This is a genomic window from Alteromonas sp. DY56-G5, from assembly GCF_041414725.1.
Taxonomy (GTDB): Bacteria; Pseudomonadota; Gammaproteobacteria; order Enterobacterales; family Alteromonadaceae; genus Alteromonas; species Alteromonas macleodii.
On the sequence record NZ_JANHZQ010000035.1, the window covers coordinates 35,875 to 55,608 of the forward strand.

Here is a 19,734-nt window from a genome sequence, read left to right on the forward strand (position 1 = left end):
TGCTATTTCACCAAGCTAAAAGCCCCTGCAAAAAAGTTAAAGCGTATTAATTTGGATTGTAGAAGAGAATTAATACGCCTTAGACAGGTTACAGAGCGGTTAGCAAATTATCTAGGCCAGATTTAAACAACGCCTGGGTTTCTTCATCTGCATTTACATTTAAATACGAGCTGATTTGAGTGACAAAGCTGGCAATCATATCGGTTGAAAGGCCTAGCGCTTCAAATTGTTGCTTTAAGTCGTTTACCGATTTAAGTGTAGAGCTGTACTCAGAGGCCTTATTGAGTAAGCCTGATAGTGAAGAGCTTGAGCTTGCTGCTGAGTTACCACTAAGAGAGGGAACATCTTCAAGCAGGCTATCAATACCTGGAATGCTGCTTGCCAACTGGGCGTAATCAGCGCCTGAAAGGTTGCCTTGTACATAGTTCATAATTGACGCTATGCCACCTTCTGATTGGTTTTCAGACACGTTAAGGTTACCTGCAACTGAACTCACTAAGCTAGCCAAGTCGATATTAGATGCTGCGCTGGTTGCCATTTCAGTTAGGCTACTGGAAGTTACTGTCGATTCCGCTTTCTTACCGCCTAACAGACCTTTAAGCTGATCAATATTGGCATTAGCACAAGTAGTAAAAAAAGTAAGGGCAAGCACTGTAGGTGCTAAAACGATACGATTCATTATAGATTTCCTTTTTGTACACCAGCAGCGAAAGCCCATCTGGAGTAACATGATTGAAAATAACCGTAGCAATTGCGCTATCGACTATTTGAACCTTCCATAAATTAGAAGTTTTCAGGTGTGTGAATACTCACATTCTAACGTAGTGAGGTCGTAAATTCTCTATAGAAATTGTAAAGGCACTTTACATTTTATAAGAGACTTGGGTGATCGAGTGGAAGTGTGCAGCAGGCAGGAACTAAGTCAATTAGACAAAACACTAAAAGGAGCGATACGCTCCTTTTAGTATTCTGACAATTTTGGGGCTTACTTGCTCTGTTTGGGTGGAACGATTATACGCTCTACATCAGGGGAAGCATTCTTTTCAACACTCGCCGTATCAAGAGAGGCTCCGAGTTGATAGTCTAGCTGCACCAGAAGGCCGGTCTGCCTCACGCCTTTGCCACCTTGAATACGAGGCTTGTATTCCCATTGTTTCAGGGCAACTTTTGCGCTTTTATCAAACACGCCAGCAGGCACTGATTTTACTACTTTTACATTATCTGTAGCGCCCGTTTCAGTAATATCGAAGGAGAGTACAACGAAACCTTCAACATTTTGCTGTGCTGCTTTTTCTGGATAGCTTGGTGGAACGCGTTTAACCGGCGATGCCTGGTTAATCTTAGCTTCAGATTTGGTCTCTGCTACTGGCGCATTGGCTAAAGCCGTGTTGATGGTGAGCATGGCGGCAATTGAAAGTACGCCTGCAGCCAGTACCTTATTGTTACGCATAGGTTGCTTTATCGCGTTTAAACGTTTGATCATAGTCCTTTTTTCTCCAAAGGTTGGGTAAAGCCCGCGTGTAAAGTGCAGGGCGTCTGAACCATGCTCGGCACATTGCACGAGTGCTTTTGCATAGGTAAGTTTTTCGTTGTCTGTCTTGTCTTTCAGTACTGCGTGATCACAAGCCAGTTCTTGATTAATTCTGAAGGGTTTTAGCGCAAGCCAAACTAGTGGGTTGAACCAAAATACAATAGCGGTAACCAGCGCTAACGCGTTCCACAGGTGATCGTAATGTTTGCGATGCACATTCTCGTGCTCTAATACCAGTGCTTGTTGTTGAATCGAAAATGCACTTTTAAATGAGAAGGGAATAAGCACCTTTGGGAAGATAAAACCAAATAGCATAGGTGTGGTAGCTTTGCTGGAATAGTAGGCATTGGTGTGGATAGCGTGGCGCTTTCCTATCGATGCCCATATTTTAAGATGATGCGCTAAGACATAGGCTGTAATTGCGCTTACGCCAATTGCCCATACAGTAAACCAGGTTTCAAACTCAACGGTGTTTAATGTGGGCTTAACGCCAACCACATAGCGAGCAAAGCTATTTGATGGAATGTTAACCAGCGACATTGGAAGGTTGTTAACTATTAGGCAGGCTGGTATCAGCGCCCATAGCTTATAGGTAAGCGAAGCCCCAATTTTATTAGTGAAAAAGTGTTCGCACACCATGAGTAAAACAAGCGCTAGCGACAAAACACCCTGCTGAGCAATAATCCAATCAATCATTGTTTTCTTCCCATTTCTTGATAAGGGCTTTGAGCTCGTCCACATCTTGTTTAGATAACGAGTTTTGATTTGCAAAACCGGCGACCATAGGGGCGATCTTGCCTTTAAACAGTCGGCTAACAAAACTCGTGGTTTCTTTCTTTGTATAGTCTTCTTTAGCAATCAGCGGATAATAAAGATACTGGCGCTGCTGCTTTTCGAACCCTAACACTTCTTTTTTTACTAAGCGGCCTAACAAGGTTTTGACGGTTTTTTCGTGCCAGTCTTTTTTGTCATTAAGTCGCGCAATAACCTCGTTCGACGTGGCAGGATGGTCGTCCCACAGTACGTCCAGCACTTCAAATTCAGCGTTTGAAATTTCGGGTTTGTCTGACATTTTACTCATAATTACGACGTCTTTTATTTTGATTACATTTGTAGTCCATGTTTTTAGATTACACTTGTAATTCTAAAGCGCAAGCTTTTTCTGCATGTTTTTTAAACGGAGAGATAGTGTGAGATGGAGTACTACGCTTGGCGCTTCTTTGAAAGCGTTACGTTGGGTGTATCAGTATAAAACGGTGAAATTAAGCTCGTTAGCTTCTAAGAACTCGCCGAGTATTCGTGCTTGTTGATTTCCACGTGGCACCATTACATAGCACGGCGGCTTTGGGGTTACTTCTTGTAAGTCGTACCACAGCGTATCCAGCACGTCGCTGCCGTGTCTCAAAAAGGTTTCACCCCAAGACGTCGTATAAAGGATGGATACATTCTCTACCGTGGCTTTTTGGCGTAGGGTGGGGAAGTTCACAATGGCAAAACATGCGGTTATGCGTTCTGGCGCCAGCAAGTCATTACGCGGTAGTGACGACACTTTGACTGGAGGAAAATACTTGCACAAATGCTTAAGCAAATCGTTCAAGTCTAGTTCGCTCACTTCACCGTAATTGTAATCGAGATAAACCTTACTGTTTGTATCTATTATTTTGCTCGACACAAGCCAGACCATCAGTGCAATGGCGCTAGCCGCTTGAGTAACTTTTTGTGAATCGTCGATAATGCCCGATTTACTCAGTAAATCACCAGCATAAGCTGACCATACTTCATCACCATTTTTGAGCTGACGCATAGCAATGGTGATCTTTTCACAGTAAAGGCTTTCGTCAAAAGCGCGTCGCAAAAACTCAATTTTATCCGGCTTTTTAGCGTAATAGGTACTTAATCGGCGACCTAGAACGGTCATGTCTTTTTGATCCATCACCTGTTGATGGTGACTAATCTCTTTGGAGATGCGGCGATAACACTTTAATAAAAAGCGGTGAATTCGACGGCTCAGCTGCACACGTTCATTGAATGTCCAATCTTGTTGGTTATCCAAGTGGGCAAGTAGTTTGCGGCTCCACCCCCACTGTTTTGCGTACGAGGCCATAATTTTGCGTTTGAAATTCGCTTGCTCACCTTCTACAAGCGGGTGGCTCAATGTACACCCACATTTCAAATATAAACACTGCTGCAATACAGCAATATCTTCCGCCTGACCATTGGCTTTGTAATGAGCGATGAGTTCGTCAAACATGAGTGCGTAGGGGTCGATATCTGCAACATGCCCTGGAGCTTCAGCACCGCGGTGTACATGCTTTTTCAAAAGGTTGCACAGTGGTTGTCCGTGAGAGATATTGGCAAGGTATACTTCAAGCTTTGCCATTTTTAATACGGACTTGAATGGCGAGTCCATGGCTTTGCCTAATTGCCAGATGGCGGCGCCAAAAAGTTCGCTTGCGTCTAGTCGCTCTAAGTGACCCAAGTCCATGAACCAGTCTACGTCTGGTGAGCCGCCTTTTTCCAAACTATTGTAAATAGCCTGATACTGCTTCTCTGTTGTTTTCTCTGGAGTAAGCCACCAAAACGGCGCTTTGCCTGCTACTACTATATTGGTATTGTAAAACTCAGCTTTTAGAAACAGGGCTTGCGCCGAGCCCGCGCTTTCGCCTTCAGCGACGCCAAAATCGTTTTGCTTAACTTTATCTATCTCAGATAAAAAGAAATGCACTTCAATACCAAAGGTGTTATCCGCCCATTTTTCAATGGCTGTTAGCTTTTGTTGAAGTAAAGTCAGCTCAGTCGTCGAAAAACGTTTACCGTCAATACACACCCAAAAATCAAAGTCTGAGTCGTCAGTCTGAGCAATAGTCCCCACGCTACCCATTAAAACCAGTGCATCAACCGCCCGCTGTCTTGGCCAAATTTGCTTAATGTCTGAAAACAAGTGACTCTGTGCAGGAAAACAGCGCTGCAAAGCTTGTTCTACATCAGGTCTAAACGAGTAATTGTTGATACCAAATGGAACGGTTTCACCCGAGGTGAGTGGGGTCACATATCCTGGAAGGGCTTCGTGGTTAACATGTACAAGAAAGGGAAGCACATGAAAAAGCGGCCTGTGCTTTTCAGGCATGAGCGTAAGTGCACGCTCAATACGTGCTTTGTTGTATCGCAATACGCGCAATAACCTAATGGTAAGGTTTTGCTGAACGGAAAGCGGCTGTTGCGCTGCCATTATGTCAATCTGCACTTCATCATGCAGCCAAGCATAGCGTTATTTCGCGTCGACTTCCTCTAATTTCGCACAGAAAAAGTGATTCTTAATTTGTGATATTCGGTACTTATCGGCTCTCGTGTGAGAGGAAGGTAATGAATAGAGACTTATTCACTTTGTAAGATTGCCCTTACTGCTTATCAAATGCATCAATTAGCGCATCAGTTTTACCATCAGAAGAAAAGCCGAACCCGTTTTTATTGAATATCAGCGTATTGTCAGACGTCACTGACGTGCGGGCTTCTTTTAAAAATGACTGGATAGTCGCTTCGTCAGTGCCTTTCTCTTGTAGTGTTGATGCAAATGACGTGGCATCTCCCCATTCTTTGAACTGAGACAGACGAGATGTTTGTTGAATAAGTGACGTAAGGTTGGTGTCCTTTTCTAGGTACTGTTGTAGGCGCAACGTGGTTTTATCAAGCTCTTGCTCGCCCTGACTGCTTTCAATCACCAGCTCGCCTTTACTCACCGTTAGCTTTGTATCGTCTGAAATACCAAGTTTTGCCGCTAAATTACTTAACTCCGAGGCAAGCTTTTGCCGATTAAAATCGAGATAGTTTGCAATTGTGTTGCCGTTGAGTGAGGCCTCGCCGCTTTCTATTTTTTCAAGATATGTGTCAATTTGATTGCCCTGTAGTTCACCATTAAACGCACTAAACGCATCACCGAGAGCATTGGCCTGCTTGGATTTTTCTACAACATCTTGAAGTGCGCTTTGGGCATTTGCTGTGTCGCCCAAGTAATTGAATAGTGAAGGTGAAGATGACAAGTGGCTGTATGTGGTATCCATTTTTGACTCTGTGTAGCTCACTTCATAGCGTGGGGCATAAAAGTGGGGACCTAATGTAGGCATTCATACGCAAAATCAGCGCCAAGTTCATCGTTATGAAGAGTTTTTATGGAGTAAGGGCTCTTGCGAGCCCCTAGCGGAGAAGTCAGTTCTTAATTGTTGACCCAGGTGTGAGCTACCTGTTCGACGGATATTGCTCAAGGAGCTTGATGACGAGTTCATCAAGTTTATTTTGAATGCTGATACTGTCTTTCGACTCCAGCTCAACCGCTCCCGACGCGCTGTAAACAAATGTACCGTCTTTAACCATGTCAATTTGAAGCCCTTGTTGAAGCGTGGTTTGCTCTCCAACCGGAATGCTAAAAATGCTGCCCAATGAAATGCCGCCAGAGCGACCGTAACTTCCGGTGCCCAGCCCTAGATTCAAGGTGGTGCCATCCTCTTTAGTGGTGGTGGAAGGTAGGTATCCCACCGCGATATCGGCGTCCTCCTCCGAAGATGGGGTGAGGCCTTTCTCAATGAGGCGCTGGGTAATGGCTGAGGAAAGATGATTGGCCAGCGTCGCGTTGATTGGGTTTAGAGGAGGCTGAATATAGAACGTTTTAATATCGGCAAAGTTTTGTGTTTCATCCATATTTACCTGAGGCTTACTACTACTGCATGCGGCAACCACGACCATGCATGCTGTTAAAAGTAGCACTTGTTTCAAATACTTTGCCTTTTGCATTAAACCAGTTTCACGTTTTTTCATCATACTGCTGTGCATAATTTTCAGTAAAGTTTGTTAGCTCTTAACTTAAACGAAAGCATAGCGTGTTTTGGATCTCATAAGTGGTAAAGCAAGTTTCACCGCTTGATTTTCGTCAGCCTGCATAGATAAGCCGCTAAAAGGTGTTCCACATTCACAATAAGACCGTATGCTTTATTCCATTCAGTTTTGTTAATGCGCACCGCTTTGTGGTGTGTGCTGACAAGCGAAGCCACTAATTAAAGGTAAAAGGACATGAATACAAAGCGTATAAAACTAGGGGTACTTGCCACGAGTGTCGCCGCACTTTTTTCGGTAAATGCAATCGCGCAACATTCACCAGACGCGAATGTTGAATTAGTGGGTGACATAAAGGGCACGCAAATTACCGGTGTTACGGTAAGTAATGATGGTCGTGTATTTGTGAATGCGCCCAACTGGCGTGACGGCGTTCGCTTTTCCGTAGCTCAGGTTACCGACACCGGAGAATTTGTCGCTTACCCTAATAGCCAAATAAATGAATGTGTGGCACAAAGCGAAGTAAGAAAAGACTGCTTTTTAGCGGTGCAGTCAGTGGTTGCGCACAAGGATAAGCTGTATGTGTTGGACACCCGAAACCCTAAGTTTAAAGGTGTAGTGGATGCACCTCGCTTATTTGTTGTTGATTTAGCCTCAAACGAGATAGAAGGAACCTTGATACTTAGCGAAGACGCTTACCATCCTGATTCGTACATTAATGACTTGCGAGTAGACGAAAAAACGAATCGCATTTATATGACCGACTCGGCTCACGCGGGTTTAGTGGTATATAACCTTGATGACAATACCAGCTATCGTATTTTAGATAACCATAAAACCACTAAAGCTGAAGTCGATGTGTTAAGTATTCAGGGCAAACCCTTTACTATGCCTGTTCAGTCTGACGGGATCGCGCTAGATTCGTTAAACGACACACTATATTTTCACGCATTGTCTGGTTATTCGCTGTATGCCATTAACACATCTGACATCGAGAAATCGTCAAATGACGTGTTGGCAGAAAAAGTGCGAAAAGTAGCGACGACAGGCGCACCAGATGGCATGATTTTTCATCAAGGTAATGTTTATTTGGCTGACCTGGAAAAGCAAGAAGTACAGTACCTTACGCCAAGTCTAGACCTTCGCACCCTTGTGAAAGGTGATGTGGTGAGTTGGGCTGATACCTTTAGTATCTACAACAATGCGCTTTACTATACCAATAGCAAAATACAAGATGCGGGTAGTGATGTTAGCGACATGACATTTGAAGTGTACAAGACAGCGCTGCCTGCGCGTTACAGTTCGAGGAATTAGCAATGAGCATCACAAAAGGGATTGGCAGCGCGTCACTGGGGTTTGCAGCAGCACTCTTAGTAGCCGGGCAAGCTTCAGCTAAATCAGATTTTGATTATGGCCCTGTGTTTAACACTTTCGGCAAGCATGCTCATGTTGAGGGCGTAAGTTTTCCTGAAAATCAGACGTTCAAGGTTGCGTTTGACGTAGCCAAAGCGGCAAGCCCTGGTGAGGTAAACCGCAAGTTTGAGTCGCTGGCACGGTTTATCAATATGCACGCAGCCAACGGCGTCAAGGAGGAAAATCTTTCGCTTGCGCTTGTCGTTCACGGCTCTGCCACAGAAGAAGTGCTTAAAACTGCAAACTTCAAAGAGCGTAAGGGCTTACCTAATGGAAACCAAACGCTACTTGTAGCGTTGATGGAGAAAGGTGTAGACGTAATAGTGTGTGGGCAGTCTGCCGCTGCCCATGGCGTTGAAAAAAATGCGTTGATAGACGGAGTGAAAATGGATTTGTCAGCCATGACAGCCCACGCGCGCCTGGCACAAAAAGGGTATTCGGTTAACCCTTTTTAAGTTGTGAGTTAATTCCTCTTGCGCACAGGAGCTTAACTATAGCTTCTGTGTATTGGCTAGGTAGACGATACCTGCCCAAACGCAATAATTTTCTCAAACGGTGTGGTGTCGGGTAATGTACCTAAGGCAAAACCACATGCATTGCCAAGCCTTGATTCACAGAAGGTGTGGGCGATGTCGATAAGGGCGTTGTCGTTATTAAGTGACGTAGCAAGAAGTGAACATGCTTGTAGCGCTAGCGCCATTTGTTCTGTTAAATATCGGCTGCGCGTTTCCATATTCTGCGTGTTTGATAGCTCGTCGAATAGCTTACTAAGATGAATATCATAGTGCCTGTTTTTGCCTGCTTGTGTTTTAAGCTCACTAAACAAAGCCTCTTTAACATTGGGCTCTTTGGCGAGTGCGCGCAGTACATCTAAACATTGTACGTTTCCGCTTCCTTCCCAAATAGAGTTCAGAGGCGCTTGGCGATAGTATCGTGGCATGGGGTTTTCTTCAACGTAACCAATACCGCCTAAACACTCTTGAGCTTCGTTAACAAACATAGGCGTGCGTTTACAAACCCAGTATTTTCCAATGGCGGTGGCCAGCCTTGCCAGTGCAGCTTCATGATTATCGCTCGATGCACTATCAACCGCTTTGGCAACGCGCATAGTGAGTGCAGTAGCAGCTGCACATTCAATGGTGAGGTCTGCCAACACATTTTGCATTAAAGGCTGATTGACTAAGGTCTTGCCGAATGCGTCGCGATGACTTACGTGGTGTAAGGCGTGAATCAGTGATTGTCGCATAAGTGCTGATGAGCCAATCATACAGTCTAACCGCGTAAGCGACACCATATCTATGATCACCGGCACACCACGGCCTTCTTCGCCAATCAAATATGCCGTGGCTTCCTGAAATTCAACTTCAGACGATGCATTGCTCCAGTCACCCAGCTTGTCTTTCAAACGCTGAATTCGCACGTTATTGAGTGCACCATTTTCCAACAACCTTGGTAGTAAAAAACAGCTTAGTCCGCCTTCCGCTTGCGCAAGTATAAGATGAGCGTCGCACATGGGGGCTGAGAAAAAGAATTTGTGCCCTACGATATGGTAACTTCCATCAGCCTGTTTAACCGCTGTAGTGGTATTACGCCTAACATCCGACCCACCTTGTTTCTCAGTCATCCCCATACCAATGGTCAGTCCATGTTTCTGACTAGCTGGCAGGGAACGAGGATCATAAACACCATTAATAGTTTTCTCTAGGTATACGGGTGGCAGCTGCTTTCCATACCGCATGGCCGGAATAGCTGCGTGGGTCATGGTCAGCGGGCAAGACGTGCCAGACTCAGCCTGATAATGCATATACATTAGCGCCGCCCTGAAGGTGTGTGCGCCTTCAATGCCTTCATGCTTCCACGAATAGTTGTGTACATTGTGCTGCATCGCACTTTCCATAAGCGCATGATAGCTGGGATGAAACTCAACATCGTCAATGCGGCGGCCATAGCGATCGAATGTGTGGAGAGTTGGCTTATTCTTATTAGCAAGCTCTCCGTGAGCCATAAGTGCATCCCCCGCGATTTGACCATACTGGCCTAATAACCCTTCGTCATGCTGGTGGGATGATGGCAAATGCTGCTCGACTAACACGCGCAGTAAGGTGTCATCACGCCATAAATTGTAGGGCGTGGAAATGGTGGGTTGGTTTTCTACAACGTGAGTAACAAATCGATTTGATGAAGTCATGGCATTTCCATTTGGTGAATATTCAAGGTGTACCCTTGAAATGGGCTTTTACGTTAAAGGGCTACGTTAAAGCACTATTTCCAAGTACTACCTTAGAACATTACATTGATAGTTGTAAATTGATATTTCATGTAATATTTGTGCACGGCGCGTGTTTATATAATGATGAATGCGTATATGTTTGGCCTTAAGCCAACTTATATTTTAATTAAAATTACGTCCTATCTGAGACAAAGAAGTAAATAGAGTTTGCAATTAGAAAAACAGAAAAAGCCCAATGCAAGAAAGCTACTGCTAAAGCTATTGGGCTCCCGTGACAATATTCAAATGAATGCCAGCGTAGCTGTTCGCGTAGGGGCGCTGTTTGGTATTTCTGAAAATAACATTCGGGTAACGCTCACGCGTTTACAGTCTGCACAGCTTATTACCTTGGTTGAACGCGGTTTTTACAAGCTGGGCGACAAAGGCATTCGTTTTGCAAAGGAAATTCATCAGTGGCGAGAGGATGAGGATGGGCTTGTACCCTGGCAAAACGATTGGGTTGTCGCTCAAACCAGCACGCTTCCTAAAAGTGATAAAAAGCAGCTCAGAAATAATGAACGAGCGCTGAAGCTTTTGGGGATGAGAAAGCTGACAAACGACGTTTACCTCAGACCGAACAATTTCTCTGGCGGAGCAGGCGAAGTAAGAGACAAACTTTACACACTTGGTCTATCGAAAAAGGCGCTCGTGTTTAGTGCCAGTGACTTTGACACTAAAGTACACAGCAGGGCGATGGGATTATGGAGCCACCTAAACCTAGAGGCACTTTATAAAGACGGATGCATCGAAATAGAGGAATCCCTTGCTCGATTAACGTCTTTACCCCTTGAAGAAGCAACCAAAGAATCTTATGTGATAGGAGACAGGGCGTTATACCACTTGGTGTTTGACCCCTTATTGCCATCGCCACTTGCAGATGTAGCAATGCGCGAGCGCTATCGTAATCTAGTAAAACGGTACGATGATGCGGGCGCACAAATTTGGCATCGCTTTTTAAATCAAAACTAAGCGAGATTAAAGGTAAACAGCTCAAAAAGAGGGTTACAGATACGTTACACACAGTTGAGCGTAAATTTCACATATAGATGTATTGTGTGAGAACAGTCAGAAAGATGAGACGGTAAGTAATTATTTGGCCGCATAGAACGCTAAGTGTAATTAGCTCTAATGGAAGTAGCGTAAATGGAGAGAAGATGACCGCATCAAGACCGTTATTTAAGCATATTCGCAATCATACAGCGCTTTTCAATGAGCTTTCTCAGTATCGAAACGCCGATGTAGATACCTTAGGGTTTACGGGGTATGAATTTCATAAAACGCCAAAGTTCGTAACCGAAGATGGGAGTCGGCTTACCATCGAACCAGAGAGAAGCATTGTACTGCCTAAAGTTCATGCGTTGTCGGGTTTGAAGAATAAGCTGACACAGGCTATTCCCACGTTACATATGGTTGAGCATAGTGAAATAGGCTATCGCTACCCAACGGCAGCGTTGGCTGGGCTAGACGCGCCATTTATTAAACGTATGCGTTCAGAGTATTTTCACAAAGTGGATGAAGATAGAAGTATTTGCCGCCCTGTGAATTTGTCGTTCGGAATTAAAAGTCGCGGAAAAGCTGACAACCGACAAGAATACGAAGTGTGGATGCCAGACGAAGCGCCAGATCAAAATCCGCTTCCTTTGCTCATCAATGCCTATGGCGAAGACTTACCCGATGATGTAAGACACTTTGTTGAACAACCCTCGAGAGTACACGGTTGGATGGGGGTTAAGCGGGCAGCATTTGAAGCGCTTTACACAAACAAGCAACATTGTGGTGATTTGATAATTTGCGTCGCCATGAGTGTAGACGCCTACAACATTGGCGCTAAACCCGATCTAGCTTATTCTCCTGAAGCAGAAAGCTCTATTGCTGTAAGCAACGCAGAGTTTGAGTGGGAAATAGAGGGGTACTATGCTCCGCGAGGCTGGGCGTTTGACCACGATGAAGTGTGGGCAGCAATAAATCACACGTTAGAAGCTATCAATGCGCCGCTCGATGATTTATACGGCAACGAAATTATTCCTATTGCCGAAAGTAAAACGGAGCGAATTTTGTCAACATTGCAATCACTGGGCGTTAGGCAGGAAGAAGTAGACGAACTTAATCTTCAGCCTTGGGAGTTCATGCTAACCGAAAGTGAGCATAGGGTTAAAGCGCACGATCCCAGCCGTTCAGTTAATTTGTTAGGTAGACTAAATCGACTCTTTTACCAACCAGAGCAGCAGCTGCCTTCACTAAATTGGATGCATGATCTGATTTTATAGGTTTAAACTTTTAAGATTACTCTACTGTCCGATTTTATTTCATATCGTTCACAAGGCTAGGCGCGCTGAAAGCAATTTCATGCGCGCTTTTTTATATTCCTTCTGAAGTCATTCTGTAACTAAAAAGACTTATATGTAAAATTTTATATAAAATATGTTGGTTTCTGTAAATAACTTTCAGTTTTGTCGTGATCTGTCTGTTTATTTTGCTATTTCTGTAATTAAATTGCGAAAAATGCTTTATTTTTTGAAAGTATTGTTCATAATGTATTCATCGCTCAGGTGATATCTAATTTAGTTACAAAATAGGAATTCAAAAATGAAACTGTCTACTTTCGCTATTGCGCTAACATTATCTGTTGCTGCCACTCAATCTTTCGCAAAAGATGTCGTACTAAAGCCAATTAACGACAACATCGAAACACAAGCATGTTTAACTGCTGCTGAAGATGGTTTTGGTCCTGCATTGCGTCTTATCCGTTCAAAAGGTTTTAACGCAGAAGAGTTCAGTGCATCTGTACGTTGCAACGGCGAATCACTTCGCACTTTTGCTTACATGTACAAAAACAACAAGGCGACTGAAAACGCGAAAACTGTAGCACTTGTTGCTAAAAATCAAGATGTTGCGTCACAGGCTTGTCTAGAAGCGCTTTCAGTAGGTAAAGAAGCGGCACTAGCGAAGTTTGGTTTGGAAGGTGAGAACATTATTTGTAACCACAAAACAATGTCTGATTTTGTTCGCGAATACAGTGCAGAGAACGTAGTTGTTCGCACTGCTGCTGAATAAGACTGCGTTTTAGGATAGCAACCTACTGCTAATATTTAGTACAGTTTCATGGCCTTTCGCTTGAAAGGGCGAAAGGCCTGACACTTTACGCTTCGCTTGATTTAATTCTACGTAAGTCTTCTCGCATCGGCCAACCTTTAGCCGCACCGTTCAGTTTTTTCATTTCGTATAGGCATTAAAATAGGCGTAACGCTCCACCCATAGTTATTGGTTTTCATCTGAATGAATCAAATGAAACTCAGTTTGCCTGCCATCTAAATAGGTTACTGACTGACCATCAAAAAATGCATCTTCTTCCAGCATAATTCTAATTTCTTTGTTCCACTCTTTAATAAAGCTTGCTGCATTGAGTTCTATCGAATAAGCCGTTTGTGCAAACACTGGATAGTCACCTTGAACTGGTACTCCTTCCTGTGCATCCCACATTCCTATCGTTGGACCTGCCGCGTGCCCATGAAAACCAAGCGGGTGGGTGTAAATAGCGGGCGTAATGCCTTGTTCGATAGCCTGCTGTCGCGACATACTCAAAATAGTGTTACCTGTTCTGCCTACTTTAAAATTACCGGTCAGAATGTCCTGCAACTGGTTTCCAGATTTAAGTGCTTCCTTAAGTGAAGCTGGCGCGTCTTTTTCACCAGGCTTTAACACGTAAGCATGCTGCTGTTGATCAGTATTAAGTCGAAGGTAAGTAATGCCGAAATCGACATGAATGAGATCGCCCGGCCGAATGATGTTTTCACCAGGACGCTTGCTAAACGCGGTAATTTGGTCGAAGACTTCACTGTCTTTACGTTGAATTGAGACAGTAGGATGAAACCAGTTGGTCAGCCCTAAAGCGCGCGTTTGATCACGCAGCCACCATACTACATCGTCAGTGGTGGTCACGTTAGGGGTTATAACTTCATTTGAAAATGCCGTTGCTATCAATGAATGACCAATTTGAGTAAGTACCGGATAATATTGCATTTCAAGGTCACTGCGCGTTTCCAGCCAACCGATTGAGAGTCTTTCGCCACTTACAACGCGGCTTTTCAGCGCTTCAGGAAGTACGGCCATAAATTTATCGTGTTCGGTAGAGGTCATGCCATCAGCGAGCGCAAATGAATCAGACGTATTAATGGCAATTTTAGCGGGATTCCGGGCTTCGATAACGTGTTTCAATGCCTTCCACTGGTCGGGTTGTGCTTCCTTATCCCACGCTTTTTTAAATAGTGACCCTACCGCATATCTTGCAACGGCCAAACGTTCTAGCGGTTGACCATTGCCGGGGTTATAAATGACTAACATGGTATGACGTCGTGCGGAAATCCAAGTAGAAGGTAACATGGTTTTTAAAACGGGATCTTCGTTGTATTCCCGGGACATTAACACCCACATGTCGATGCCTTCACGCTCCATAATTTGGGGCAGCACGGAGTTGAAGCGTTCAACGGTGATCTTGTCAATCAGCTCGCTTCGCTGTTTCATACTAAGAATGTTATTCGCCCATGCGTTTGCCGATAGGGACAACATTACTAAACCTAAACTTATCGCTAGTAACTTTCTCATCCATGTTTCCTGTCTATTATTATTAAAATGATCACAGTGCGCGTCCATTTTTAGTAAACAAACCTAGCAAACAAAAATACAAAGTAAAACGCGCACGAGTGAGGTAACGTTAATCTAACACTAAATTTGAAAGTTCAGCTAGGCGTATCACTTAATAGCCCTAGTTATATGAAACGACTTCAATCTCTATGTTTTGCTGAGCCATGAAATAAAAGCGTCTACCTGGTTCATAATCGCCATGGCTAAAAGTATTGAAATTTAGTGCCAGAACCCGCTGCTCTGTTTCGTCTAAATTAGGCACAACAATACCGATGTGGTTGATATTGGCGAGGGTTTTATAATCGCTTTCAATATCATTGATAGTTTTAGGTCTGTAAAGGGCGAGGTAGTCTTTATCGTTTCCTACGTGCACCGTGTAGCCGTCATTTTTGGCGCCGCCGCTCCACCGTACTTTCCAACCAAATAGCGTACAAAGTAAGCTGGCTAGCTCATCTGGGTTTTCAACGGTGATATTCGCGTGCTCTAAGTATGCAGTTGTCATGTGTTTTTCCTTGTGTAGATAATCAACGAAAAACAGCTTAATATCTAAAGCTAACTTTAGATCAAGCATTTTTTACCCGTAATTTGAAATTGGAAAAAGGGCGTTATGGCACCAGAACCTATGGTAAGCATTGGCTTTATTGCTAAACGTACTGGCAATGCTGTTTCATTAATTCGCTATTATGCCAACGAAGGGCTTATTCCTTCTGTGCGCACAAGTGGCGGAAATAGAGCCTTTCCTCGCTCTGTTATTCGCAGGGTTTCTTTTATTTTAATAGCGCAAAACATGGGTTATTCCCTTGCTGAGATAAAGAGTCTGTTGTCTACACTTCCAGACAACAGAACGCCAACACAAGCTGATTGGGCAAAATTAAGTACGGTGTTTAATCAGCATATCGAAGCAAAAATTGCAGCGCTGACCAGTTTGAAGACGTCGTTAGAAGGCTGTATTGGCTGTGGGTGTTTGTCATTAGACCGCTGTAGGCTTTACAATACCGACGATAAAGTGGCAGCCCAAGGTAGCGGTGCCCAGTTGCTCGATGAAAACGTGCAATCCCAGTTCTTAGTTTCACACAAAAAGTAGCGCTTCATGCACCCAAAAAATCTTCACAAGAACGGCTATCCTATGGATACGCTGTGCCAGACATACCCAGCGCTCAAGTCTTTTCTCGTTCGTGCTAAAAGCGGCAATACCAGTATAGATTTCACCAGCCCAAAAGCGGTGAAGGTGCTTAATGCGGCCTTACTTCATCACTACTACCGTCTTGAATATTGGGATATTCCTGATGGCTATTTATGTCCCCCTGTACCTGGAAGAGCAGATTATATCCACGGTATTGCTGATTTATTAAAATCAACGAGCAGCAGTGCACAGGGTGAGCAGAGTCAACAGGGGAAAGATCAAAACGTTCGTGGGCTTGATATAGGCGTGGGCGCAAATGCTATCTATCCTATTATCGGCGTTACAACCTATGACTGGTCGTTCGTAGGGAGTGACGTTGACGACGTCGCAGTAAAAAGTGCTAAAGCTATTGCTAGTAAAAACAGTGTGTTAGCCCATAAGTTCCAAGTGCGTAAACAATTGAATAGAGCAAGTATTTTCAATGGTGTGATTAAAGAAAACGAACGATTTACTTTTACGATGTGCAATCCGCCGTTTCATAAATCTGCACAAGATGCGCTGTCTGGCACACGAAGAAAAACATCCAATTTAACTCGCAATAAGCAGAAACGTGCTAGTGGAAAGTTCTCCGATAATCGAGATCAAGGTCTCGGGTATCGTCCCCCCAATCTGCAAGGCAAACATGCCTCTAACCAAAGGCAGGGTGCAAACTTGAATTTTGCGGGTCAAGCTAATGAGTTGTGGTGTGAAGGCGGCGAGTTGGCCTTTATTCAACGCATGGTTAAAGAGAGTGTCTCTGTAAAAGACAATGTAGAATGGTTCACCTGCTTGGTGTCGAAGAGTGCCCATTTGAAACCAATTAAAACCAGTATTGATTATTATGGTGCAACCCAGTGCAAAGTGGTTGATATGGGGCAGGGTAGCAAGCTAAGCCGTTTTATTGCATGGTCTTTTGACCACTAATATCATACCAATGTTGATTTGACAGCTTATGTTATGTGAACAACTATATTGATGTTAGTTTGTATGTAATTATCAAAGTTTCGCTTTGTGAAATAACGCTTTGGGCGTCTTTATTTGTTTTTTGAGGGTCAATGAAAAGCCATCATTTTTCTGTATATAGCATCACCTGTTTGCTTCCCATCGTCGTTTTTCTTTTGACTTCCATCAATACTACTTCAGCATCTGAAAGCTACAGAGTTGAGCGATGGAAGGTGGCTGGCGCTCCTACCTATGATGAGGGTCAATACGTATCGGCTAATGGGCTCCCTCAAATATCCGTTAAGGCGATAGTCAAAGATAAAGATGGCTTTGTTTGGCTTGGTACAGAGAATGGCCTTGCTCGTTTTAACGGTCGAAAATTTGAGTTCTTCAACACCATAAATACTCCTGTGTTAGGGTCAAATTGGATCCACGATTTGTTTTTGGACAATACCGGCCGACTTTGGATAGTGACAGGCATTGGGCTGGTGAGTTTCTATGATGGAAAATTTGAAGTCGTTAACGCTAGTTTTGGTGATGAGAAAATAAGACAAGTTATTGCAGATAATAAAAGTAAAGTATGGGTGGTCACTGATTCGATTTGGTCATTTCAAGGCGACGAAGCAAAGTCATATGATTACGCAAAAAATACAATTACACATTCTTATTACGATGAACAAGACTTGTGGTTGTTGACTGCTAAAGGTGAGTTACTGCAAACGAACCTTGCATCGTCAGTAAAAGAAAAATGTCGCTACCCTTTAGGCGCTACAGCCAACTCCGAACGCTTCATAGTGCATGCAAATACAGCTTATATCTTGCAAGATCAAAAACTTCATCGCTTCAAGCTCTCTGTAGAGAACTGTCTGGTAACAGCTATGCCACCTACTACTGAGTTTACATTTAGAAGCATATTTAGCACTCATAGCGGTAAGGTTGTAGCAGTTTCAGATGAAGGTCAGTTACTCAACATTTCTTCGAATGCAAAGCCAACCATCCATAGCCTGACGCCATTTATAGATAATAATCTTTTGCTCGACACTAGCGTGCTTCTTAATGATGAAGAAACGTGGTTTCTCGGCACTAAAATAAATGGATTAGTCATTTTCTGGAAAACAAATCTTAGGCGTGAAGCGCCTAAACAAAATATATCTAGTGCGAGAGTATGGTCCTTCTTTAAACAAGAGGAAAATCTTTACGCCGCAACAAATAAAGGCGTGTTTGTAAAAAACGAAGAGGACAACTGGTCGTTAGCAGTTGCTACAAGTGCAATTGAAGGTAATGACGCTTACAGCGTTACTGAGCTTGATGATGAATTATGGGTGGGGACTCGCAAGGGACTTTTTAGGGGGCAAAGAGGGTCAACACAGCTCGAATCGATAGCCGAATTTACTGGGCTTCAGGTTAACACCTTCTACCACGATGGGAACGCGTTTTATGTCGCGACGACAAAAGGATTATTTCAGTTTTACGGGACCGATTTCAAGCCTATTTCAACTTTTGAAAACCAATCTGTTCGCAGTATCTTAAGAACGTCAGACGGCGTTTTGTGGGTTGGCACAGAGTCAGGTCTATTTGGTCTGAAAGACGGTAAATGGCAGGAAGTTGACTTACTTAGCGGCACGAGTGTTTTCGCCTCTTCGCTTCTTGAGTTAAACGATGGAAGGCTACTTCTTGGAACTTACGGGCACGGCTTATTAATGCTCGATGAGTCTAAACAGTGGCGCTCGTTCAATATCAAAAATGGCTTGCCGTTCCAAGACCTTTTCAGCGTTACAGCGCGCGGTGGCAAGCTTTGGCTGAGCGCTGCAAGTGGTATTGCTTATGTGGAAATAAACAACATTAGTGATACTCAATTGAAGAGTACGGTTGTGTTGCGGGATGACGGTACTTTCAGCGCGCGTACAGATTTACGGTGTTGTAACGGAGCGGGTAATCTGCGAGCTGTTGTATTTAAAGATATCTTATATTTACCAACATTAAATGGTGTATTAGCAGTACAAAATAGTGAGAGTCGAAAGCTAACAGAACAAGCAGTCATTACTGGCGTCTACGTGGACGGTAAACGGGAAAATAGTTATAGCAATCGAATTAGTCTCAACAAAAAGCGAAACGCAGAAATTATTTTTTCGCGCCCTGTTTTTTCTGCAGAGTCTGTTCCAGAGTACCGATACCGTCTAGACGATAGCGACTGGATTTATTCAGGTCCACGTGAAGAGGCTTTCTTGGCTAAGCTGTCAGCAGGTGAAACTACCTTTGAAGTTCAATCTAGACTAGAGGGCGAGGCTTGGTTACCAGGAGACACAATAGTTCTTTATGTAGATCCAAATTGGTGGGAATCTATATGGGCAAAGCTAATTGCCGCCTTAGGCTTGCTTGCAATTTTTTATGTCATTTACCGCCTTCGCATTGCCTCTTATCGACAACGAAACGAGGTGCTTGAAGCACGAGTCAATGAGCGTACTGCAGCATTTGAACGGGTCAATAAGGAACTTCAACAAAAAAACAAAGCGCTGGAAGAAGCGGCGATCACCGACCCGTTAACTGGGTTATATAATCGAAGAGCAGTTAAGCGTTTCGTACCTAATATTTTTGATTTAGTAAATGGAAAAGCAAAGCAAGTTGATACCTCAATTGAAATAGATAATGTATGTGCCATTTTTCTAATCGATCTAGACAATTTTAAACACTTAAATGACACCTATGGGCATGATAAAGGTGATAGTGCACTTTATCATGTCGCAAGAGCTTTGCAGACAGTAAGTCGCGATACCGACAAGTTGATAAGGTGGGGAGGAGAGGAGTTTCTGTTGGTCGTTCCTTCCATTAACTCAAGCGATATCGTCGAATTTAATAAGCGATTGCATAGGTCTATCCGTCATTCCGCACCTAATTAACTGATTTATTTTTCTTGACACCGATCCCCCATTTTGATCTATTACTCATCTTTGG

The 19,734-nt window shown here is 43.7% G+C and carries 17 protein-coding genes; 8 read left to right on the plus strand and 9 right to left on the minus strand.

What is annotated here, in order from left to right:
* Window positions 1-88: 88 nt before the first annotated feature.
* From NO989_RS15960 to NO989_RS15985, 6 genes are all read right to left on the minus strand, one after another.
* Window positions 89-679, minus strand: a complete 591-nt coding sequence (locus NO989_RS15960; RefSeq protein ID WP_014950298.1) for a DUF2780 domain-containing protein — start codon at window positions 677-679, stop codon at window positions 89-91.
* 306 nt (window positions 680-985) lie between these two features.
* Window positions 986-2,227: a TonB family protein gene (locus NO989_RS15965; RefSeq protein WP_371342870.1), complete on the minus strand. Its 1,242-nt coding sequence runs from the start codon at window positions 2,225-2,227 to the stop codon at window positions 986-988.
* Window positions 2,220-2,612 (minus strand): BlaI/MecI/CopY family transcriptional regulator, encoded by a 393-nt coding sequence (locus tag NO989_RS15970; protein WP_014950296.1) that lies wholly within the window; start codon window positions 2,610-2,612, stop codon window positions 2,220-2,222. The genes NO989_RS15965 and NO989_RS15970 overlap by 8 nt, the downstream gene beginning before the upstream one ends.
* Window positions 2,613-2,774: 162 nt before the next feature.
* Window positions 2,775-4,760, minus strand: coding sequence for a class I adenylate cyclase (locus tag NO989_RS15975; protein ID WP_348670586.1), 1,986 nt, complete (start codon window positions 4,758-4,760; stop codon window positions 2,775-2,777).
* A gap of 169 nt (window positions 4,761-4,929) precedes the next feature.
* A complete protein-coding gene (locus NO989_RS15980) occupies window positions 4,930-5,589 on the minus strand; it encodes a hypothetical protein (RefSeq protein ID WP_342339407.1) in 660 nt (219 codons plus the stop codon).
* Window positions 5,590-5,764: 175 nt separating this feature from the next.
* The gene (locus NO989_RS15985; protein ID WP_044583890.1) at window positions 5,765-6,340 is read right to left on the minus strand and encodes a DUF4136 domain-containing protein; all 576 of its coding nucleotides are present in this window, start codon (window positions 6,338-6,340) and stop codon (window positions 5,765-5,767) included.
* Between the two features lie 252 nt (window positions 6,341-6,592).
* Between NO989_RS15985 and NO989_RS15990 the strand changes: the two genes are divergently transcribed.
* Both NO989_RS15990 and NO989_RS15995 read left to right on the plus strand, forming a co-directional pair.
* Entirely contained in the window at window positions 6,593-7,669 is a 1,077-nt protein-coding gene (locus NO989_RS15990) for an L-dopachrome tautomerase-related protein (protein WP_371342871.1), read from the plus strand.
* A gap of 2 nt (window positions 7,670-7,671) precedes the next feature.
* Entirely contained in the window at window positions 7,672-8,223 is a 552-nt protein-coding gene (locus NO989_RS15995; RefSeq protein WP_371342872.1) for a DsrE family protein, read from the plus strand.
* 56 nt (window positions 8,224-8,279) lie between these two features.
* Here NO989_RS15995 and NO989_RS16000 read toward each other — a convergent pair whose 3' ends face one another.
* Window positions 8,280-9,956 carry an acyl-CoA dehydrogenase family protein gene (locus NO989_RS16000; RefSeq protein WP_371342873.1) on the minus strand — a complete coding sequence of 559 codons (1,677 nt, stop codon included), beginning with the start codon at window positions 9,954-9,956 and terminating at the stop codon, window positions 8,280-8,282.
* A 249-nt stretch (window positions 9,957-10,205) separates the two neighbouring features.
* Between NO989_RS16000 and NO989_RS16005 the strand changes: the two genes are divergently transcribed.
* The 3 genes from NO989_RS16005 to NO989_RS16015 all read left to right on the plus strand — a co-directional run bounded on the left by NO989_RS16005 (window position 10,206) and on the right by NO989_RS16015 (window position 13,091).
* Window positions 10,206-11,006, plus strand: a complete 801-nt coding sequence (locus NO989_RS16005) for a PaaX family transcriptional regulator (RefSeq protein WP_061486317.1) — start codon at window positions 10,206-10,208, stop codon at window positions 11,004-11,006.
* 185 nt (window positions 11,007-11,191) lie between these two features.
* Window positions 11,192-12,304 (plus strand): hypothetical protein, encoded by a 1,113-nt coding sequence (locus NO989_RS16010; RefSeq protein ID WP_061486316.1) that lies wholly within the window; start codon window positions 11,192-11,194, stop codon window positions 12,302-12,304.
* Window positions 12,305-12,623: 319 nt separating this feature from the next.
* Window positions 12,624-13,091, plus strand: coding sequence for a hypothetical protein (locus NO989_RS16015; protein ID WP_014950289.1), 468 nt, complete (start codon window positions 12,624-12,626; stop codon window positions 13,089-13,091).
* A 204-nt stretch (window positions 13,092-13,295) separates the two neighbouring features.
* Here NO989_RS16015 and NO989_RS16020 read toward each other — a convergent pair whose 3' ends face one another.
* Window positions 13,296-14,639 carry a M24 family metallopeptidase gene (locus NO989_RS16020; protein WP_101565404.1) on the minus strand — a complete coding sequence of 448 codons (1,344 nt, stop codon included), beginning with the start codon at window positions 14,637-14,639 and terminating at the stop codon, window positions 13,296-13,298.
* Window positions 14,640-14,799: 160 nt separating this feature from the next.
* Complete coding sequence (locus tag NO989_RS16025) at window positions 14,800-15,180, minus strand: VOC family protein (protein ID WP_049587211.1); 381 nt, start codon at window positions 15,178-15,180, stop codon at window positions 14,800-14,802.
* Between the two features lie 105 nt (window positions 15,181-15,285).
* Between NO989_RS16025 and soxR the strand changes: the two genes are divergently transcribed.
* The 3 genes from soxR (at window position 15,286) to NO989_RS16040 (ending at window position 19,679) form a co-directional block, all read left to right on the plus strand.
* Window positions 15,286-15,762, plus strand: coding sequence for a redox-sensitive transcriptional activator SoxR (soxR, locus tag NO989_RS16030; RefSeq protein WP_061486314.1), 477 nt, complete (start codon window positions 15,286-15,288; stop codon window positions 15,760-15,762).
* Between the two features lie 6 nt (window positions 15,763-15,768).
* Window positions 15,769-16,764 (plus strand): 23S rRNA (adenine(1618)-N(6))-methyltransferase RlmF, encoded by a 996-nt coding sequence (rlmF, locus tag NO989_RS16035; RefSeq protein ID WP_061486313.1) that lies wholly within the window; start codon window positions 15,769-15,771, stop codon window positions 16,762-16,764.
* Between the two features lie 131 nt (window positions 16,765-16,895).
* The gene (locus NO989_RS16040) at window positions 16,896-19,679 is read left to right on the plus strand and encodes a diguanylate cyclase (RefSeq protein WP_371342874.1); all 2,784 of its coding nucleotides are present in this window, start codon (window positions 16,896-16,898) and stop codon (window positions 19,677-19,679) included.
* Window positions 19,680-19,734: the final 55 nt, after the last annotated feature.